General features: G+C 31.9%; 19 protein-coding genes. 18 read left to right on the top strand and 1 reads right to left on the bottom strand.

Annotated features, from left to right (window positions below):
* The 13 genes from HALSA_RS10360 to HALSA_RS10300 all read left to right on the top strand — a co-directional run bounded on the left by HALSA_RS10360 (window position 1) and on the right by HALSA_RS10300 (window position 12,347).
* On the top strand, window positions 1-477 hold the full coding sequence (locus HALSA_RS10360) for a ribonuclease H-like YkuK family protein (RefSeq protein ID WP_013406502.1): 477 nt from the start codon (window positions 1-3) through the stop codon (window positions 475-477).
* Between the two features lie 100 nt (window positions 478-577).
* Entirely contained in the window at window positions 578-832 is a 255-nt protein-coding gene (locus HALSA_RS10355) for a Veg family protein (RefSeq protein WP_013406501.1), read from the top strand.
* A 182-nt stretch (window positions 833-1,014) separates the two neighbouring features.
* The gene (locus tag HALSA_RS10350) at window positions 1,015-2,718 is read left to right on the top strand and encodes a Na/Pi cotransporter family protein (protein WP_013406500.1); all 1,704 of its coding nucleotides are present in this window, start codon (window positions 1,015-1,017) and stop codon (window positions 2,716-2,718) included.
* 129 nt (window positions 2,719-2,847) lie between these two features.
* On the top strand, window positions 2,848-3,555 hold the full coding sequence (locus tag HALSA_RS10345; RefSeq protein ID WP_013406499.1) for a response regulator: 708 nt from the start codon (window positions 2,848-2,850) through the stop codon (window positions 3,553-3,555).
* Complete coding sequence (gene pnpS / locus HALSA_RS10340) at window positions 3,521-5,299, top strand: two-component system histidine kinase PnpS (RefSeq protein WP_013406498.1); 1,779 nt, start codon at window positions 3,521-3,523, stop codon at window positions 5,297-5,299. Before HALSA_RS10345 ends, pnpS begins: the two co-directional genes overlap by 35 nt.
* A gap of 177 nt (window positions 5,300-5,476) precedes the next feature.
* Complete coding sequence (locus tag HALSA_RS10335; protein WP_013406497.1) at window positions 5,477-6,373, top strand: PstS family phosphate ABC transporter substrate-binding protein; 897 nt, start codon at window positions 5,477-5,479, stop codon at window positions 6,371-6,373.
* Between the two features lie 115 nt (window positions 6,374-6,488).
* Window positions 6,489-7,367, top strand: coding sequence for a phosphate ABC transporter permease subunit PstC (gene pstC / locus HALSA_RS10330; RefSeq protein WP_013406496.1), 879 nt, complete (start codon window positions 6,489-6,491; stop codon window positions 7,365-7,367).
* Entirely contained in the window at window positions 7,368-8,219 is an 852-nt protein-coding gene (gene pstA, locus HALSA_RS10325; RefSeq protein ID WP_013406495.1) for a phosphate ABC transporter permease PstA, read from the top strand.
* 20 nt (window positions 8,220-8,239) lie between these two features.
* Window positions 8,240-9,001 carry a phosphate ABC transporter ATP-binding protein PstB gene (pstB, locus tag HALSA_RS10320; RefSeq protein ID WP_013406494.1) on the top strand — a complete coding sequence of 254 codons (762 nt, stop codon included), beginning with the start codon at window positions 8,240-8,242 and terminating at the stop codon, window positions 8,999-9,001.
* Window positions 9,002-9,042: 41 nt separating this feature from the next.
* A complete protein-coding gene (gene phoU, locus HALSA_RS10315) occupies window positions 9,043-9,702 on the top strand; it encodes a phosphate signaling complex protein PhoU (RefSeq protein ID WP_013406493.1) in 660 nt (219 codons plus the stop codon).
* A gap of 166 nt (window positions 9,703-9,868) precedes the next feature.
* Complete coding sequence (locus HALSA_RS10310; protein ID WP_013406492.1) at window positions 9,869-11,596, top strand: ABC transporter ATP-binding protein; 1,728 nt, start codon at window positions 9,869-9,871, stop codon at window positions 11,594-11,596.
* A 24-nt stretch (window positions 11,597-11,620) separates the two neighbouring features.
* Window positions 11,621-12,046, top strand: a complete 426-nt coding sequence (locus HALSA_RS10305) for a PspC domain-containing protein (protein ID WP_013406491.1) — start codon at window positions 11,621-11,623, stop codon at window positions 12,044-12,046.
* Window positions 12,036-12,347 carry a LiaI-LiaF-like domain-containing protein gene (locus HALSA_RS10300; RefSeq protein ID WP_013406490.1) on the top strand — a complete coding sequence of 104 codons (312 nt, stop codon included), beginning with the start codon at window positions 12,036-12,038 and terminating at the stop codon, window positions 12,345-12,347. Before HALSA_RS10305 ends, HALSA_RS10300 begins: the two co-directional genes overlap by 11 nt.
* Window positions 12,348-12,349: 2 nt before the next feature.
* Here HALSA_RS10300 and HALSA_RS10295 read toward each other — a convergent pair whose 3' ends face one another.
* Window positions 12,350-12,865: a biotin transporter BioY gene (locus tag HALSA_RS10295; RefSeq protein ID WP_013406489.1), complete on the bottom strand. Its 516-nt coding sequence runs from the start codon at window positions 12,863-12,865 to the stop codon at window positions 12,350-12,352.
* A 172-nt stretch (window positions 12,866-13,037) separates the two neighbouring features.
* On the opposite strand from HALSA_RS10295, the gene ispE reads away from it, so the two are divergent.
* The 5 genes from ispE to HALSA_RS10270 all read left to right on the top strand — a co-directional run bounded on the left by ispE (window position 13,038) and on the right by HALSA_RS10270 (window position 17,281).
* Window positions 13,038-13,898 (top strand): 4-(cytidine 5'-diphospho)-2-C-methyl-D-erythritol kinase, encoded by an 861-nt coding sequence (ispE, locus tag HALSA_RS10290; protein ID WP_013406488.1) that lies wholly within the window; start codon window positions 13,038-13,040, stop codon window positions 13,896-13,898.
* A 93-nt stretch (window positions 13,899-13,991) separates the two neighbouring features.
* Window positions 13,992-14,408 carry a MerR family transcriptional regulator gene (locus tag HALSA_RS10285; RefSeq protein WP_013406487.1) on the top strand — a complete coding sequence of 139 codons (417 nt, stop codon included), beginning with the start codon at window positions 13,992-13,994 and terminating at the stop codon, window positions 14,406-14,408.
* Window positions 14,392-15,723: a type I glutamate--ammonia ligase gene (gene glnA, locus HALSA_RS10280; protein WP_013406486.1), complete on the top strand. Its 1,332-nt coding sequence runs from the start codon at window positions 14,392-14,394 to the stop codon at window positions 15,721-15,723. Before HALSA_RS10285 ends, glnA begins: the two co-directional genes overlap by 17 nt.
* Before the next feature lie 23 nt (window positions 15,724-15,746).
* Window positions 15,747-16,283, top strand: a complete 537-nt coding sequence (locus tag HALSA_RS10275) for an ECF transporter S component (RefSeq protein ID WP_013406485.1) — start codon at window positions 15,747-15,749, stop codon at window positions 16,281-16,283.
* Window positions 16,280-17,281: an AIR synthase family protein gene (locus HALSA_RS10270; protein ID WP_013406484.1), complete on the top strand. Its 1,002-nt coding sequence runs from the start codon at window positions 16,280-16,282 to the stop codon at window positions 17,279-17,281. The genes HALSA_RS10275 and HALSA_RS10270 overlap by 4 nt, the downstream gene beginning before the upstream one ends.
* Window positions 17,282-17,287 lie beyond the last annotated feature (6 nt).

The raw sequence follows: 17,287 nt of genomic DNA, 5'->3' as shown, positions 1-17,287 counted from the left end.
ATGCAGTTTATCAGTCCTACAGATGGCTGTTTAAGTGCAGAAGATACATTTCAGACAATAATGGATTTTGTCAAAGAGGAAGAAAACAAATATAGGTTAATTGTGGGTACTGATTCACAGCCTGGATTTGATGAAGCTGTGTTTGTTACTGCAATTGTTATCTATAGAGTTGGCAGAGGTGGAAGATATTTTTATCATAAAAGTTCTATAAATTTCAAGGCGGGCATGAAACAGAGGATTTTTTATGAGGTATCAAGAAGCTTAAAAGTTGCAGGAGAGTTGACATCACTCCTGGCATCTGAAGAAGTTTTAGCTGAGAATGTTGAGCTTGAAGTCCATATAGATGTTGGCGAAAATGGTCCAACAAATCAGATAATTAAAGAAGTTGTCGGTATGGTAGTTGGAAGTGGTTTTGAAGCATATATTAAGCCAGATGCTTATGCAGCTTCAACTGTTGCTGATAAATTTACTAAATAATTATATTATAGATTGAACACTGAGCTTCTTTTGCCAAAATTATTTTCTTATGATATAATTAACTCTAGAGTGTCTTTTTCTACAAATGGGGTGAAATTTGATGGATAATGTATTAGATCAAATAAAAAAAGAGGTAAAATCTTTTGTGGGTCACCGGGTTAGTGTAAAAGCTAATAGAGGAAGAAGAAAAGCTGTTGAAAAAGAAGGGGTTTTAGAAAAAACTCATAAAAATGTTTTTGTAGTTAGAATTAAGGATCATAATCAGATTAGGCGCCTATCTTATACTTATGCTGATTTATTGACAGATGATGTGGTTATAAAATCAAAGGATGATGAAGTTAAAATAGGAGTTTAAGAAAACTAATATATTTAATTAAATATGCAGCCAGGGAAGGCTGCTTTTTTCCTGCGCAATTTGTTTTGAAAATATTTGTTTTTAAGCTAAAAGTATCCAGGTATAATTTTACTTTATTTTTATAACATAGAGCACTAAAATTAATTTAGATGGATATGATCAAGCGGGAAGGGGAGATTTGCTTGGAATTTAATATGTTAATTGGTCTGCTTGGGGGGCTTGGCCTCTTTATATATGGTATGAAGCAAATGAGTGAAGGGCTGCAGAAAACAGCAGGAAAAAGATTACGTCATATTTTAGCAAAAATGACTTCAAAACCAATTATGGGGGTTGGGGTTGGAGCATTGGTTACTTCTATTATCCAGAGCAGTAGTGCTACAACTGTAATGGTTGTTGGTTTTGTTAATGCCGGTATTATGACATTAATTCAATCTGTAGGAGTTATTATGGGTGCTAATATTGGTACCACAATAACTGCTCAACTGGTAGCTTTTAAATTAGGAGACTATGCCTTTCATGCTATAGCACTGGGAGCTTTTGCATATTTATTTTCAAAAAGAAAAAAACCTCAGTATATCGGGCAGGTATTATTAGGTTTTGGATTATTATTTTTAGGAATGCAGACAATGAGCGATACGATGGCGCCTTTAAGAGATTCAGTATTTTTTATAGAATTTATTGAAAGTTTTGCCCATTATCCTGTTTTAGGTGTATTAACAGGTCTCTTTGTAACTGTGGCAGTTCAGAGTAGTACTGCATCTTTTGGTATTTTATTAGGTTTAGTTTCAGCAGGTGCTATTGATTATTATTCTGCAATACCCATTCTTTTAGGTAATAATATTGGTACAACAGTAACAACAATATTATCTGCTATTGGTGCTAATCTTACAGCTAAAAGAGCAGCAGCAGCGCACTTTTTGTTCAATGTTTTAGGTGCAGCCATTATGATTACTTTCTTATATATTATTCCTGATTTTTCAATTTTTATTGAAAATATTTTATTAACTGTAAGCAGGCTTTTTGGTCAGCAAACATTGTCAACTGAACGTTTAATTGCAAATACCCACACATTTTTCAATATTTTAAACACTTTAATCTGGCTTCCTTTTACTGGTTTTTTAGTTTATTTAGTTAAAAAAATTATACCAGGAGAAGATACCACTTTAAAACATGGTACTACCTTTATTGATGATAGGATGTTGAGTACACCTTATGTAGCAATTGAACAGGTTAAAAAAGAAATAGTTTATATGCATGAAATAGCAAGAGACATGGTTTGTGAAACAGTACAGGCATTTTTAGATGCTGATGGAGATATTATTAAAAAAATAAGAAGACACGAAACTATCATTAACGAAGTTGAAGAAGAGCTTTTGCATTTCATTCAAAAGATTCCTCAGGCTCAGTTAAATGATGTTGATATTAGAACTTTAGATAAATATTTTGCCGTAGTTGATGATATTGAAAGTATTGCAGATGATGCAGATGATATTGCTGATTTCTTAGAAAACAGAGTGGAAAATAAAATTAATTTTTCTGTAGAGGGGCGAAAGACTATCGAAAAGGTTTATAATATTGTTTGTGATGTTTTAGATAAATCTGTTAAGCTTATTGAAACTCATGATTTAGAGATTGCGAAAGAAATTATTGCAGCAGAAGAAAGATTAGATGAGATGCAGATTAAAATTAGAGGAGAAAGTATTAGCAGAATTAAAAGATCAGATAAAGAAATTTGTGATCCGAATGCAGGAATCTTATTATTAGAAATTCTTGATACTTTAGAACATATTACTGATCAAATGGCAGATATTGCTCACAGCATTATTGAAATTTATGATGGTGATCACAAAGTAAAAGCAGCAGGAAAAGAAGCAAAAGCGGTATAATTTACAAAGATTTAACATAAATATAGTTTTATTGTGCAGAGGCTCCTTTTTTAAGGGGCCTCTTTTTGATACAATATAGATAATAACTTAAAAATCATCTTAATAATATATAATCAGGGAGAATTTATAATGGGAAAAATTTTAATTGTTGAAGATGAAAAGAATATTCGAGAATTAGTTAAATTTAATTTAGAAGGTGCTGGTTTTAAAGTTCTAACTGCTTCTAATGGAAAAGAGGCTTTAGAAAAAATATCTACTAATATTGATCTTGTTGTTCTTGATTTAATGCTACCTGAAATTGATGGAATGGAAGTTTGTAGAAGACTTCGTGCTGATGAAAAACTTAAAAAAATTGCAATTATTATGTTAACTGCTAAAGGTGAAGAACTTGAAAGAATTCTGGGTTTAGAAATGGGCGCAGATGATTATATGACAAAGCCCTTTAGCCCACGAGAATTAATTGCAAGGATTAAAGCAATTTTTAGGAGAATGGAAGAACTTAAGCTAGATAAAGATACAATTAAAGATGAAATAATAATTGCAGGTGATTTTAAAATTGATATTTCCAGGCATGAGGTTAAATTTAAAGATGAAAATATTTCTCTTACTTTAAAAGAATTTGAACTGCTTCGTTATTTAATTTTAAATCAGGGTCGTGTATTAAGTAGAAATTTACTTTTAGAAAAAATATGGGGCTATGAATATGCTGGAGATACAAGAACTGTAGATGTCCATATTAGAAGATTGCGAAAAAAAAGCAGCTCTGAGTATATAAAAACTGTTAGGGGGGTGGGCTATAAATTTGTTAAAGTGGAAACAGATGGGGATAAAAAATAGGATAATTATTATCTTTATAATTATACAACTCTTAGTTTTAGGTTTAAGTTTTTATTATATTAGTTATAAACATCGTGATTTATATCTAGAAAAAGAGAGAATGAATTTAAAACATTATTCCAATTTGATTTTAAATGATTTTAGAGATGATTTTACTACTGAGTTATCTTTATTAGCAGAGAAAACAGAGCAATGGGCGGAAGATACTGACACCAGAATAACAGTTATAGACATTAGAGGTAATGTTTTAGCAGATTCTCATTATAATATTGAAGATATGGATAATCATATCAACAGACAAGAGATTGAAGCAGCAATTAGAACTCAAGAAGCTGCTGATTCTATTCGCTATAGCAGTACAATAGATGAAGATATGCTTTATCTTGCTCAGGCAATTATTATAAATAATGAAGTGATGGGAGTTATAAGGACAGCCAGATCTTTAGAATTTATAAATAATATTTTAATTGAAGATATAAAAAATTATTTATTTTTCTTTATAATTTTAAGTTTTTTCATGTTCTTTTTAACCTGGCAGTTAACTTCAAATATAGTAAAGCCTCTTGAAAAAATTACTAATACTGCTGAAAAAATAGCTCAGGGAGATTTAAGTCAAAGAATATCTATTAGAAAATATAATAGTGAAATAGAAAAGTTAGCAATGATGTTCAATCATATGGCAGCAGAACTTGAAGATAAAATAGCAGAAATATCTAAAGAAAAAAATAGAATTGAAGCAATCTTAAAAAGCATGGTAGATGGTGTTATAGCAACTGATTCAGAGGGTCGAGTTTCACTTATTAATCCTGCTGCTCAAAAAATTTTTAATATCGATGAACAGGCTATTAAGGGCAAAAATTTAATAAGTTCTTTATTTAATCATCGATTGGATATGTATTTGCAGAGATCTTTAGATGAAAAAGAAAGCATTAGTAGAGAAATTATCTATCAAAATCCTGACAAAAAAATTATTCAGACAACATTTATTCCGCTTTTAGGAGATAACAAAGATATAAATGGTGGGGTTATAGTTTTAACTGATATCACAGAACTTAGAAAGTTAGAAACAGTGCGTAATGATTTTGTGGCAAATGTTTCTCATGAATTAAGAACTCCATTAACATCTATTTTAGGTTATTTAGATACTCTTTTAGAAAGTGATATTGAAGATCAAAAAACTAAGGAGAAGTTTTTAAAGATAATTAAAGAAGAAACTAATAGACTTTCATTATTAATTACAGACTTGTTAAACCTTTCTAAAATAGAATCTCAGTCTTTTGAGCTTTATCCAGGCGATTTTTTAAAGACTTTTCAAAAAGTTTATCATTTACTTGAAAAAAATGCCCAACTAAAAGATATTAATATTAATTTAGAAATTGAAGATGATTTACCTCAGGTTTATATGGTTAGAGAACAGGTAGAACAGGTTTTAATTAATTTAATTGATAATGCTATTAAATACAGTTCTTCTGGAGGCACAATTAATATTTCAGTCCAAAAAAAATCTGATAAACTTTATTTTGAAATTCAGGATAATGGAATTGGAATTCCTGTTGACGAGCAAGAAAGAATTTTTGAAAGATTTTATAGGGTAGATAAAGCACGTTCTCGAGAGCTTGGAGGTACAGGTATAGGGCTTTCTATTGTAAGAAATATTATTAAACAACATGGTAGTGAGATAAAAGTAGAAAGTCGTGTAGGTGAAGGAAGCAAGTTTAGTTTTTATCTCAATATAGCTGATTGAAAATAAAATATTTCTGTTTAATCCAGAAATCAACATCTTATACCGCCTTTTGGGCGGTTTTTTACTTTGTTTACAAATTCTTAACATTGGAGAAATATTGCTGTAACATTTAGATGCTAAATTGTTATTAGAGTTATAAAAAAGAAAATTAAAAATTAATTAAGGGGGAAATATTTAATGAAAAAAACATTTATCTTATTACTTTTGTTGGCGGCAGTATTTTCTTTAACCTTTACTCAAGTTTCAGCTCAAGATGGTTTTATTCAAATAAGAGGTTCAGATACTCAGGTTAATTTAACATCTAATCTGGCAGAAGCATTTATGGACTTAAATCCTGAGGCAATGATTTCTGTAACAGGTGGTGGATCAGGTACTGGAATTGCAGCAATAATAAACAATCAGGTTGATCTAGCAAATTCTTCTCGTGAAATTTCCGAGGAAGAGATGGCTCAAGCTAGAGCAAAGGGAGTAGAACCAAAAAGAATTGTAATTGCACTTGATGGTTTGTCAGTTATTGTAAATGAAGATAATCCAGTTGAAGAATTAACAGTAGAACAAATTGGAGCAGTTTTTAAAGGTGAGATAACAAACTGGTCTGAACTTGGTGGTAAAGATCAGGATATTAGCCTATATGGACGTCAGAGTAACTCGGGGACATATGTGTATTTTAGAGAAAATATATTAAAAGGTGACTATAGTGATGATAAAATGAGAATGAATGGTAATGCTCAAATTGTAGAAGGTATTTTAAGTGATAAATCCGCAATAGGATATGTTGGAGTTGGTTATACAGTAGATGAAGGAAAACCTGTAGAGGGTTTAAAAATAGTAAAAGTTGCAGCAGATGAAGATTCTCCCTATGTAACTCCTATAGATCCGGCAAATGTTGCTGATGGAAGTTATCCAGTAGCAAGGCCTCTACATCATTATAGTAATGGTGTTCCAGAAGGTATGGTCAAAGAATATCTGGAATTTGTTTTAAGTGATGCAGGTCAGCAGGTAGCTGTAGATTCTGGTTTTTACCCAGTTACAGAAGAATATATAGAAATGAATAAAGAAAATTTAGGCTGGTAAAAATAAAAAATATTCTATATATAGATAGGGAGGCAAATGCCTTCCTATCAATATGTTTTGATAATTATATAATATTAAATAGTTCTAGTTATTATTTTTTGGAAGGAGATATATTATGAAACGGGAAACAAAAGAAAAATTTATTGAAAAATTTTTCTTTATCAACAGTTTAGTTGTAGTTATTGTATTAATAGGAATTTTTTATATTCTTTTATCTAATAGTATTCCAGCTTTTAGAGAAATTGGATTTCAGGAATTTTTCACTTCAAAGCGCTGGAACCCAACTTCATTTTCAAATATAGAGTATGGAATTTTAAGTCAGGTTGTAAGCACACTGATGGTTACATTTGGGGCTATGATAATAGCAGTTCCATTGGGTATAGCAACTGCTGCTTATTTATCAGAAATAGCTAACCCAAAAGTTAAAGTTATTTTAAAACCTGTTATAGAGATACTAGCAGGTATACCTTCAGTTGTTATTGGATTTTTAGGCATTGTATTACTTGGGCCTTTAATTGCAAGAACTTTTAATTTGTCGAATGGTTTAAATGCTCTTAATGGTTCGATATTACTTGCAGTTATGTCTCTGCCTACCATAATTTCGTTATCTGAAGATGCGATAGCTGCTGTTCCTAAATCATACAAAAATGCTTCTCTGGCTTTAGGAGCAAACCGCTGGCAGACTTTGATTAAAGTTACTATTCCATCAGCTTTATCCGGGATAACTGCTGCAGTTATGCTTGGAATGGGTAGAGCAATTGGAGAGACCATGACAGTTTTAATGGCAACTGGTAATGCACCTAGAATGCCTTCAGGGTTCTTTTCATCAGTAAGAACAATGACTGCTACAATAGCAATAGAGTTGGGGGAAGTGCCTCACCATACAACCCACTATTATGCTTTGTTTGCAGTAGGTCTTGTCTTATTTATTATGACTTTTGCAGTAAATTTAATATCAGATATTATTCTCCACAAATATCAGGAGGTGGAATAATTGTCTAATGATTTAAAAGAAAAAATTGGGTTTTGGACTTTAAGGTTATCAGCTTTAATTGTTTTATCAATTCTTTTTATAATTTTATTTGATATTGTTCGCAAAGGGATTGGTGTTATAAGCTGGGAGTTTTTAAGTACTGCTCCCAGAAGAAACCTGACAGAAGGCGGTATTTTCCCTGCGATTTATGGAACTTTTTTAATTACTGTTATCACAGCAGCAGTTTCAATTCCGCTGGGAGCATTTGGAGCAATTTATCTTAATGAATATGCTAAAAAAGGTCGAAGCAGTAGATTGATTAGAATGGCAATTAGAAATTTAGCCGGTGTACCTTCGATTGTATTTGGGCTTTTTGGGGTAGGAATTTTTGTTGTATTATTTGGCTTTGGAGTATCTATCTTAAGTGCGGGTTTAACTCTGGCAATGATGACACTACCGATAACTATTACTGCCAGTGAAGAAGCATTAAAAACTGTGCCGCGTTCATATAGAGATGGTTCTCTTGCTCTGGGTGCTACTAAATGGCAGACAATAAAAAATAATGTTTTACCTGTAGCTTTACCAGGAATGTTGACCGGTTCTATTTTAGGACTTGCTCGATCAGCAGGAGAAACAGCGCCAATACTATTTACAGGAGCAGCATTTTTTCTGCCTTATTTACCTAAGTCAATATTTAGCCAGTTTATGGCTTTACCCTATCATTTATATATTTTATCAACTCAGCATCATGCAATTGCTAGAGTTAGACCAATTGCTTATGGTACAGCACTAGTTTTAATAACTTTAGTTTTAGTAGTTAATCTGACAGCAATTATTTTGAGAAACAAACTGCGAAAAAAATATAAAAGATAAAAAAAGGAAGGGAAAACAGAATGGAAAATAACTATAAATTTGAGATTAATAATTTAAACTTTTATTACAATCAATTTCAGGCTTTGTATGATATAAATATGAATATAGAAGAAAAAAAGATTACTGCTTTAATTGGTCCTTCTGGCTGTGGAAAATCTACTTTTTTAAGGACATTAAATAGAATGAATGATTTAATTGAAAAAACTAGCATCGAAGGAGAAGTACTTTTAGATAATAAAGATATTTATCAAAATGGTGTTGATGTTGTTGAGTTAAGAAAAAAAATAGGAATGGTTTTTCAGCAGCCTAATCCGTTTCCTAAATCTATTTTTGATAATATTGCTTATGGCCCTAGAATGCATGGAATCAAAGACAAAGCAAAATTAGAAGAAATAGTAGTTGAAAGTCTCAAATCAGCTGTTCTTTATTCTGAAGTAAGAGATAGATTAGATAAATCTGCCCTGGATTTATCTGGTGGTCAGCAGCAGCGTTTATGTATAGCAAGAGCGTTAGCTGTCAAACCGGAAGTGATTTTAATGGATGAGCCTGCTTCAGCTTTAGATCCAGTTGCAACAGCAAAAATAGAAGATCTCATTAAAGAATTGAAGAAAAATTACAGTATTGTAATTGTAACTCATAATATGCAGCAGGCTGCTCGAGTTTCTGATATGACCGGATTTTTCCTTATGGGTGAGTTGATAGAATATGATAGAACCGATAAAATATTTGAAAATCCAACCGAACAGCGAACTGAAGACTATATTACAGGGCGTTTTGGCTAAAATTTTTATGAGCTTAGAAGTATTAAGGGGGTATATAAAAAATGAGTGATTCTCGCAAAAGTTTTCATGCAGAATTAAAAGATTTAGAAAGAGAAATGCTAAAAATGGGAAGTATTGTTGGAGAAAGTATCAGTAAAAGTATTGAGGCCTTAATGAATAAAGATCTTGAGTTGGCTGATAAAGTTATAAAAGATGATGATCTTATAGATGCTTATGAATTAGATATCGAAGAAAAGTGTACTCGTTTAATTGCTCTACAGCAACCAGTTGCAATTGATTTAAGAAAAATTATTGTAATTTCTAAGTTGGTAACTGATCTAGAAAGAATTGGTGACAATGCATCTAATATTGCCCATAGAGTTAAGGATATTGGTGAACAGCCATTAATCAAAGAGATGCAGGATCTACCTGGGATGAAAGAGATAGTCGTGCAGCAGTTGAGAGGAAGTTTGAAAGCCTTTGTTGATATGGATATTGAGAAGGCAAAAGAGGTTGCTGCTCGAGATAAAAAAGTAAATATGCTAGATAAAAAGATTAAGCATGAGTTGTTAAACGTTATGAAAAATGACTGTGCTACAATTGAACAAGGGACTTCATTGATGTTTATCAGTCGTTTTTTAGAGCGAATTGGAGACCATTCGACCAACATCTGCGAACGGACTGTCTATATGAAAACAGGAAATTGGGAAGAGCTTGAATAGCTTTAAAATTTATTTTCGAGAATTAGATATTTTAAGTGAATAAATAAATCATAAAGGTACACTCTTATTACTAGGGTGTATTTTTTTTGATTTTTATATGCTATAATTGCAAAATTTTAATTACTGTGATAAAATTTTTATTTAGACAATAAAGGGGGTCTCTCTTGTGTTAAGGCAGTTTGCAGCTTATTATAAAAATCACTGGAAGCTATTTTTAGTAGATATTGGCTGTGCTTTTTTAATGTCCAGCTTGGATCTAGTTTTTCCAGTATTTATACAGCAGTTAATAGATCAGCATTTCCCTAATCGGGATCTTAATATGATGCTCAGAATAGCCCTAATTTTATTAGGACTTTATTTGCTTAGATATTTTTTTCAATATATTGTTCATTACTGGGGTCATGTTGTTGGTATCAGAATGGAAACTGATATGCGATCAGAATTATTTACCCATTTGCAAAAACTATCTTTTAAATTTTATGATAATAATAAGGTAGGTTACTTAATGTCCCGGGTGGTCAATGATTTAAACAATATGTCGGAACTTGCTCATCATGGACCGGAAGATATTTTTATTTCTTCGATGCTTTTAATTGGAGCTTTTATTATCTTAATGAATATGCACTGGCAGTTAGCCTTAATTACTTTTGCTTTAATTCCTGTTATGCTTATTTTTTCAATCAAACTAGGTGAAAAAATGTATGAGGCACTTAAGGTCATTAGAGAAAAAATGGCAGAAGTTAATGCAATTGTTGAAGATAGTTTGAGTGGAATAAGGGTTGTTAAATCTTTTACCAATGAAGAGTACGAGAATGATAAATTTTATGAGGGTAACCATAGCTATCGGCGTTCTCGAGAATATGCCATGAAAAATATGGCTAAATTTCATTCTGGAATGAATTTATTTATTAACTTAATTAATTTAATCACTCTGTCTGCTGGTGGTTATTTTATTTATATTGGTTCTTTAACCACAGGACAGATGGTTGCCTTCCTATTTTATGTAAATATGTTTATGGATCCTATTAAAAGGTTGGTCAATTTTAATGAACAGTTTCAAAGAGGAATGTCAGGTTTTAGTCGTTTTAGAGAATTATTAGCGGTTGACCCAGAAATCGTTGATAAAGCAAATGCAGTTGAATTAAAAGATGTAGATGGTAAGATTGAATATAAGGATTTAACTTTTGCTTATGATAATCAGGAAAAAGTACTGGAAAATATCAATATAACTATAGAACCAGGAAAGACGGTTGCTTTTGTTGGCCCATCTGGTGCTGGCAAGTCAACTTTAACGAAGCTTTTACCACGTTTTTATGAAATAAATGCGGGTAGTCTTTCTATAGATGGAACTGATATTAGAGAATTTAAATTAGAATCTCTACGAAAAAATATTGGCATTGTTCAGCAGGATGTATTCCTTTTTAATGGTACAGTTCGAGAAAATATCGCTTATGGAAATCAAAATGCTACAGATGAAGAAATAATTAAAGCAGCCAAAAAAGCTAATGCACATCAATTTATTATTAATTTGACTAATGGATATGATACTAATATTGGTGAAAGAGGAGTTAAATTATCTGGAGGACAAAAGCAGAGAATTTCTATAGCTAGGTCATTTCTTAAAAATCCACCGATTTTAATTTTAGATGAGGCAACTTCATCACTTGATAATGAGAGCGAGAGAATTATTCAAGAATCTTTAGAAAAACTTGCCGAGGGAAGGACAACTCTAGTAATTGCTCACCGACTTTCTACTGTAATTAACGCTGACCAGATTATTGTTTTAACTGATGATGGCATTGTTGAGCGTGGTAGACATGAACAACTGATAAAAAAAGGCGGAAAATATGCAAAACTATACAATGAAGAATTCAGAACAGATTTAGCTGGATAATTAAATTAAGAAAGGAAGTTTCTAATGGCTAAAAAATTATATCGGTCCCGTGATGACAGAATGGTTGCTGGAGTTTGTGGAGGAATAGCTGAATATTTTAATGTTGATTCTTCGCTTATTAGATTAGCTCTGCTGTTTATATTTCTTTTCAGAGGTTTCGGTTTATTTGCCTATTTAATTGCCTGGCTTGTTATTTCGGAAAAACCAATTTACAAAACAAATGAAGAAATAGAGGAAGATTATTATATTGAAGAAAAAGCGGAAGAAAATGTGGAGAATGAAAACGAGAATAAAAGACAAAAGCTTTTTGCAGTTCTTTTAATAATAATTGGCTTTTTGTTTTTAGTTGATATTTGGCTGCCCAATATATACTGGCAGAGATACTGGCCTATAGTTTTAATAGCAGCTGGATTTATGCTTTTAAAGAGGGAGGATAACAATGACAGATAATAGAAGCCAAAATATTCTTGGACTGATATTAATTATAACTGGAATTATATTTTTAGGTGAAACACTTGGAATTTATCAGTTTAATTTAGCTCTTTTTATAAGAAGTTACTGGCCTGTTTTACTAATTATCTATGGTCTTCATGTCTTGCTTCAGAATAGTTCTTTTTGGTTTATAGTTCCTTTACTGATAATTATTGCTGCTGGATTTTTAATATATCTTTTAATTAATCATGGACCAGTACCTCAAATGCCGATGTTTAGGCACAGAATGTTTAATTTTGGTAATTTGCCGCTAGTCTAAAACTAAGAATTTTTGATTCTTTTTTCTAGAATTGGGGCTAAAATTATTACTAGTATTATTTTAAATATATCACCAGGTATAAAGGGTATAACTGTCATATTTAATGCTGCTGCTATTGCTGTTCCGGTGGTTAAAACAAAATAACTGCATCCTATTATGTAAGTACTTAAAACTGCAGCAGAATAAATAAAAATATTTTTCCTTTCTTCTTTATAATAATGTCCGGCTATCCAGGCAGCAGCAGCAAAACTAATTAAAAAACCGCCGGTTGGACCAGCAATTACACCTAAACCACCCTGCCCGCCAGAAAAGATTGGTAATCCTGCAGCACCGAGTAATAAATAACTTATTTGTGAAAGAAATCCATATTTTTTACCCAATAAACGACCTGCTAAAATCACAAAAAAGGTTTGCAGGGTTATTGGGACTGGAGAAAATGGGAGTGGGATTATTAAATAAGCCCCAACTGCAGTCAATGCAGTCATTAAGGCTGCTTTAATCATTTTATCTGTTTCCATTTCTATCTCTCTCCTTTTCATATCTTTTAATTTAATCTGACTAACGGTCAATTCATTAAAAATAATATTATCATAAATAAATCAAGTTTTAAAGGGAAATTAGCTTTGCTTTTTAATTATAATCTTTAGTATAATAAATTTAAAGTTTAAATATTGGATTGGGGGAGATAAATTGAAGGAATTATATGTTAATGCTCCGGCAAAAATTAATTTGGCATTAAAAGTAGATGGTTTAAGAGATGATGGCTATCATGAAATAAAAACTATTTTCCAGAGCATTTCACTTGCAGACAGAATTAAGCTTAAGAAAAGAAGTGGGGGGATCGTTGTAAAGAATTCGAAGGTTGAACTCCCTACCGATGAAGAAAACCTTGCTTATCAAGCTGCAGAGATTTTTTTTGCAGAAAATAATGTAGATGGTGGTGTAGAAGTCTATATTCAAAAGAACATACCCATAGCGGCTGGCCTGGCTGGTGGCAGTACAGATGCTGCAGCTGTGCTGAGAGCTCTTTATGATTTATATGAACTTGAGTATAATTACTCTAAACTTAGATCTCTTTTAGTTGAAATAGGTTCGGATGTACCTTTTTGTCTTGAAGGTGGAACTGTTTATGCTCAAGGCAGAGGTGAGATACTTGAATTTTTACCTTTTATTGGAGAAAAAGATCTTTTAATAGTTACTCCTCAATTATGTATATCCACTCCTAAGATATATAGTCTTTATGACAAAATGAAAGGAAATAATACTTTTAATTTTGAAAAATTACTTAAAAATATAAAAAAAGATGAGAATATTAACTGGAACTTAGATTATAAAAATGATTTAGAAGCTCCCGCTAAAAAGATTTGTCAGGATATAAAAGATGTAAAAAATATTATTAAGAAAACTGCAGCTGAATTTTATTTGATGTCTGGTAGTGGTCCAACAGTATTTGCAGTTTATAATAATAGATCTGCTGCAGAAAAAGTGGCGGCTCGCTGGCCTAGAAAAAATGATTTTGTCACAGTTGTTAAAACAATTGACAGATATTAAAATTAAAGCTAATAGCTCACATATAATTGACATAAAATATTATTAATGTTATAATTTCTGCGATAAATAATAAATTTAGGAGAAGTGTTAATTATGAAAAGAGATAAAAATATTACAATGAAAGAAGCAAAAAGGAGAACTGGATTAAGCTCAAGGCAGATTCGTTATTATGACGAGCAAGATTTAATTTTTCCTGAGCGAAGCAGTGGAAATCAGAGGCTTTTTTCTGAAAGTGATATTAAAGTGCTTTTCAAAATAAAAGAGCTTTTAGATCAGGGTAACAGTATAGAGACAATAAGGTCAAAAATTACTGCTCCAGAAATTGAAGAAGATTTTTTTGAAGAAGATTATCAGACTTTAGATTATGGTGATTCTTTAAATAATTATGGAGATGTAAATTTAGATTCTCTTTATCCTGTTTCTAATCGCTCAGCTTTACTCAAGAAACTTTCTTTAATTAACAAAAGCGAATCTCCTGAGGGGGAAAACAAAGATGGAAAAAAAGACTAAAGATGAAATATTAAGAATAGCTGAAGAAAGAAATGTAGAATTTATCAGATTGCAATTCGTAGATATTTTGGGGATTCTGAAAAATGTTGCTATTACAATTGAACAGCTACCTGCAGCATTAGATGGGAAGATAATGTTTGATGGTTCTTCGATTGAAGGTTTTACACGTATCCATGAATCCGATATGTATTTAAGACCGGATTATGATACTTTTGTAGTATTTCCCTGGACTACAAATGGTGGACATACTGCTAGAATGATGTGTGACATTCATACTCCTGATGGAGAGCCTTTCGAAGGTTGTCCTAGAAGTACTTTAAAAAATGTAATGGCTGAGGCTGCAGAGATGGGTTTTGAAATGTTTGCTGGTCCAGAGCCAGAATTCTTTTTATTTGAAAAAGATAAAAAAGGAAATCCTACAACAAAAACTCATGATAAAGGTGGTTATTTTGATCTTTCACCGGTAGATCTTGGTGGTGATGCTCGGAGAGATACTGTATTAGCCTTAAAAAAAATGGGTTTTGAAGTTGAAGCTGCTCATCATGAGGTTGCACCAGGTCAGCATGAAATTGATTTTAAATATACAGATGTATTGAGAACAGCTGATAACATAGCAACATTTAAGTTTGTAACAAAAATTATAGCAATGCAGCATGGATTACATGCTACTTTTATGCCGAAACCTATTCATGCAGAAGCAGGTTCTGGGATGCATGTTAATCAATCGCTATTTAAAGATGGAGAAAATGCTTTTTATGATCCAAATAACAAATTAGGTTTAAGTCAAATTGCTTATCATTATATTGGTGGTTTGTTAAAACATGCAAAAGCAACTACTGCAATTTTAAACCCTACTATAAACTCTTATAAACGTCTTGTTCCTGGCTATGAAGCACCTGTGTATATTTCCTGGTCAGGTCAAAATAGAAGTGCCCTGGTAAGAGTACCATCTGCAAGAGGAGATGCTACAAGGGTGGAATTAAGAAATCCTGATCCAACTGCAAATCCTTATCTTGCCTTAGCAGTAATGTTAAAAGCTGGTTTAGATGGTATTAAAAATGAAATAGATCCTGGAGAACAGACTCTTGATAATATTTATGATATGAATTATCAGCAGCGGAAAAAAAGAGGTATTATTAGTTTGCCTAATAATATAATTGAAGCTGTCAACTATATGCAAAAAAGTCAATTGATGCGCGAAACATTAGGCAAACATATTTATGAGCACCTAGTTGAGGCAAAAAAGATAGAGTGGTCTGTATATAAAAAACAGGTACATAAGTGGGAGATAGATCAATACCTTACTACTTATTAGAGACTGTTTAGGGGGTAATAATTTTGGAAAACAGAGAAAATATACAGCAAAAGCTAAAAAATTTCGATCTTAACAATATGGATACTAGAATCATTTCTTTTCTAGCTCTGTTTATAGCTTTTACCGCTGTAGCAACTTATCTTCATATACCTGGACCAAGCAGCTCATATTTTAATCTTGGAGAAGTAGCAATATATACAATCGCACTTACCTTTGGAGCAAAAGCTGGAGGAATAGCTGGTGGTGTTGGTTCAGCTTTAATGGATTTAATATTGGGTTATTCTATTTGGGCTCCTTTTACTTTTGTTATCAAAGGGCTGGAAGGATATGTAGTTGGCAAAATAGCACATAAAGAAAAGGAAAGTAGATTTAATAGAAATATTTTAGCTATAGCTGCTGGTGGTACTATTATGATTATTGGATATGCTTTAACTAAAGCTTATTTGTTAAGCTGGGCATTTGTCCCACCAGAAATAGTTATAGATTTAGCTCAAATGATAACAGGTGGTGTTGTAGCGATACCGCTTTCTCATCATTTGAATAATTATTTTAGGAAGTGATAGATTTGAAAATCGGCAAATTGGCAGGAAATGAATTAAAAGAAATGATTTTAGATAAAATAGATCATTTTAGAGCAGATGTTCTACTTGCAGCTGGCCCTGGTGAAGATAGTGCAGTTGTAGATTTAGGAGATTTTATGCTTGTTGTTAGTTCTGATCCGATTACAGGTGCAGAAAAAAAGGCTGGTTTTTTGGCTGTTAATGTGGCCTGTAATGATCTGGCCGCTGCAGGAGCAGAACCATTTGGAATTCAAGTTGTATTGTTATTTCCACCTTATTTAAATAAAAAAGATACTGAAAAAATCATGGAAGAGATTGTTCTTACGGCTAAAATGATGAATGTAGAAGTTTTAGGTGGACATACAGAAATAACTAATCTAGTAAAAAAACCAATTATTACTGTAACAGCTCTTGGCAAAGCAGATAAGAATGAACTTACTTCAAGTTCGAACGCTAGAGCTGGAGATTCCTTATATATTTCAAAAGGAATGGGAATTGAAGGAAGTTATATTTTAGCCAATGATTATCAAGATTATCTCTTAAAAAAAGGGGTTAGTCAAAAATCTATTGAGACAGTTTGTTCATATATTGATAGAATAAGTGTTATGGAAGAAAGTAGAATTGCCAGAAAAAATGGGATTAAAGCTATGCATGATGTCACAGAAGGTGGCGTATATGGTGCTATTACAGAAATGGCAGATGCTTCCAACTTGGGCTACATAATAGAAAAAGATAATTTTTATGTTGAAGAAGCTGTAGATGAGATTTGTAGTAAATTAAAAATGGATCCAGCAGCTTTAATATCATCAGGAACTATGTTAATGGCTGTTCCAGAAGGTATAGATATTCAAGAAATTTTTAAAGATAGTTCTATTGAAGTTTTTAGGGTCGGTAAATTAATAGAAAAAGGCCGATATATTATTGAAAACGGAGAAAAAAAGAGCTTTGAAATACCACCTATAGATGAACTTTGGAAATTTATAGAAAAAATGTCATAAAACACT

The sequence above is a fragment of the Halanaerobium hydrogeniformans genome, assembly GCF_000166415.1.
Taxonomy (GTDB): domain Bacteria; phylum Bacillota; class Halanaerobiia; order Halanaerobiales; family Halanaerobiaceae; genus Halanaerobium; species Halanaerobium hydrogeniformans.
Note: the sequence above shows the minus strand (reverse complement) of the source record. Positions and strands in the feature narration are given on the sequence as shown.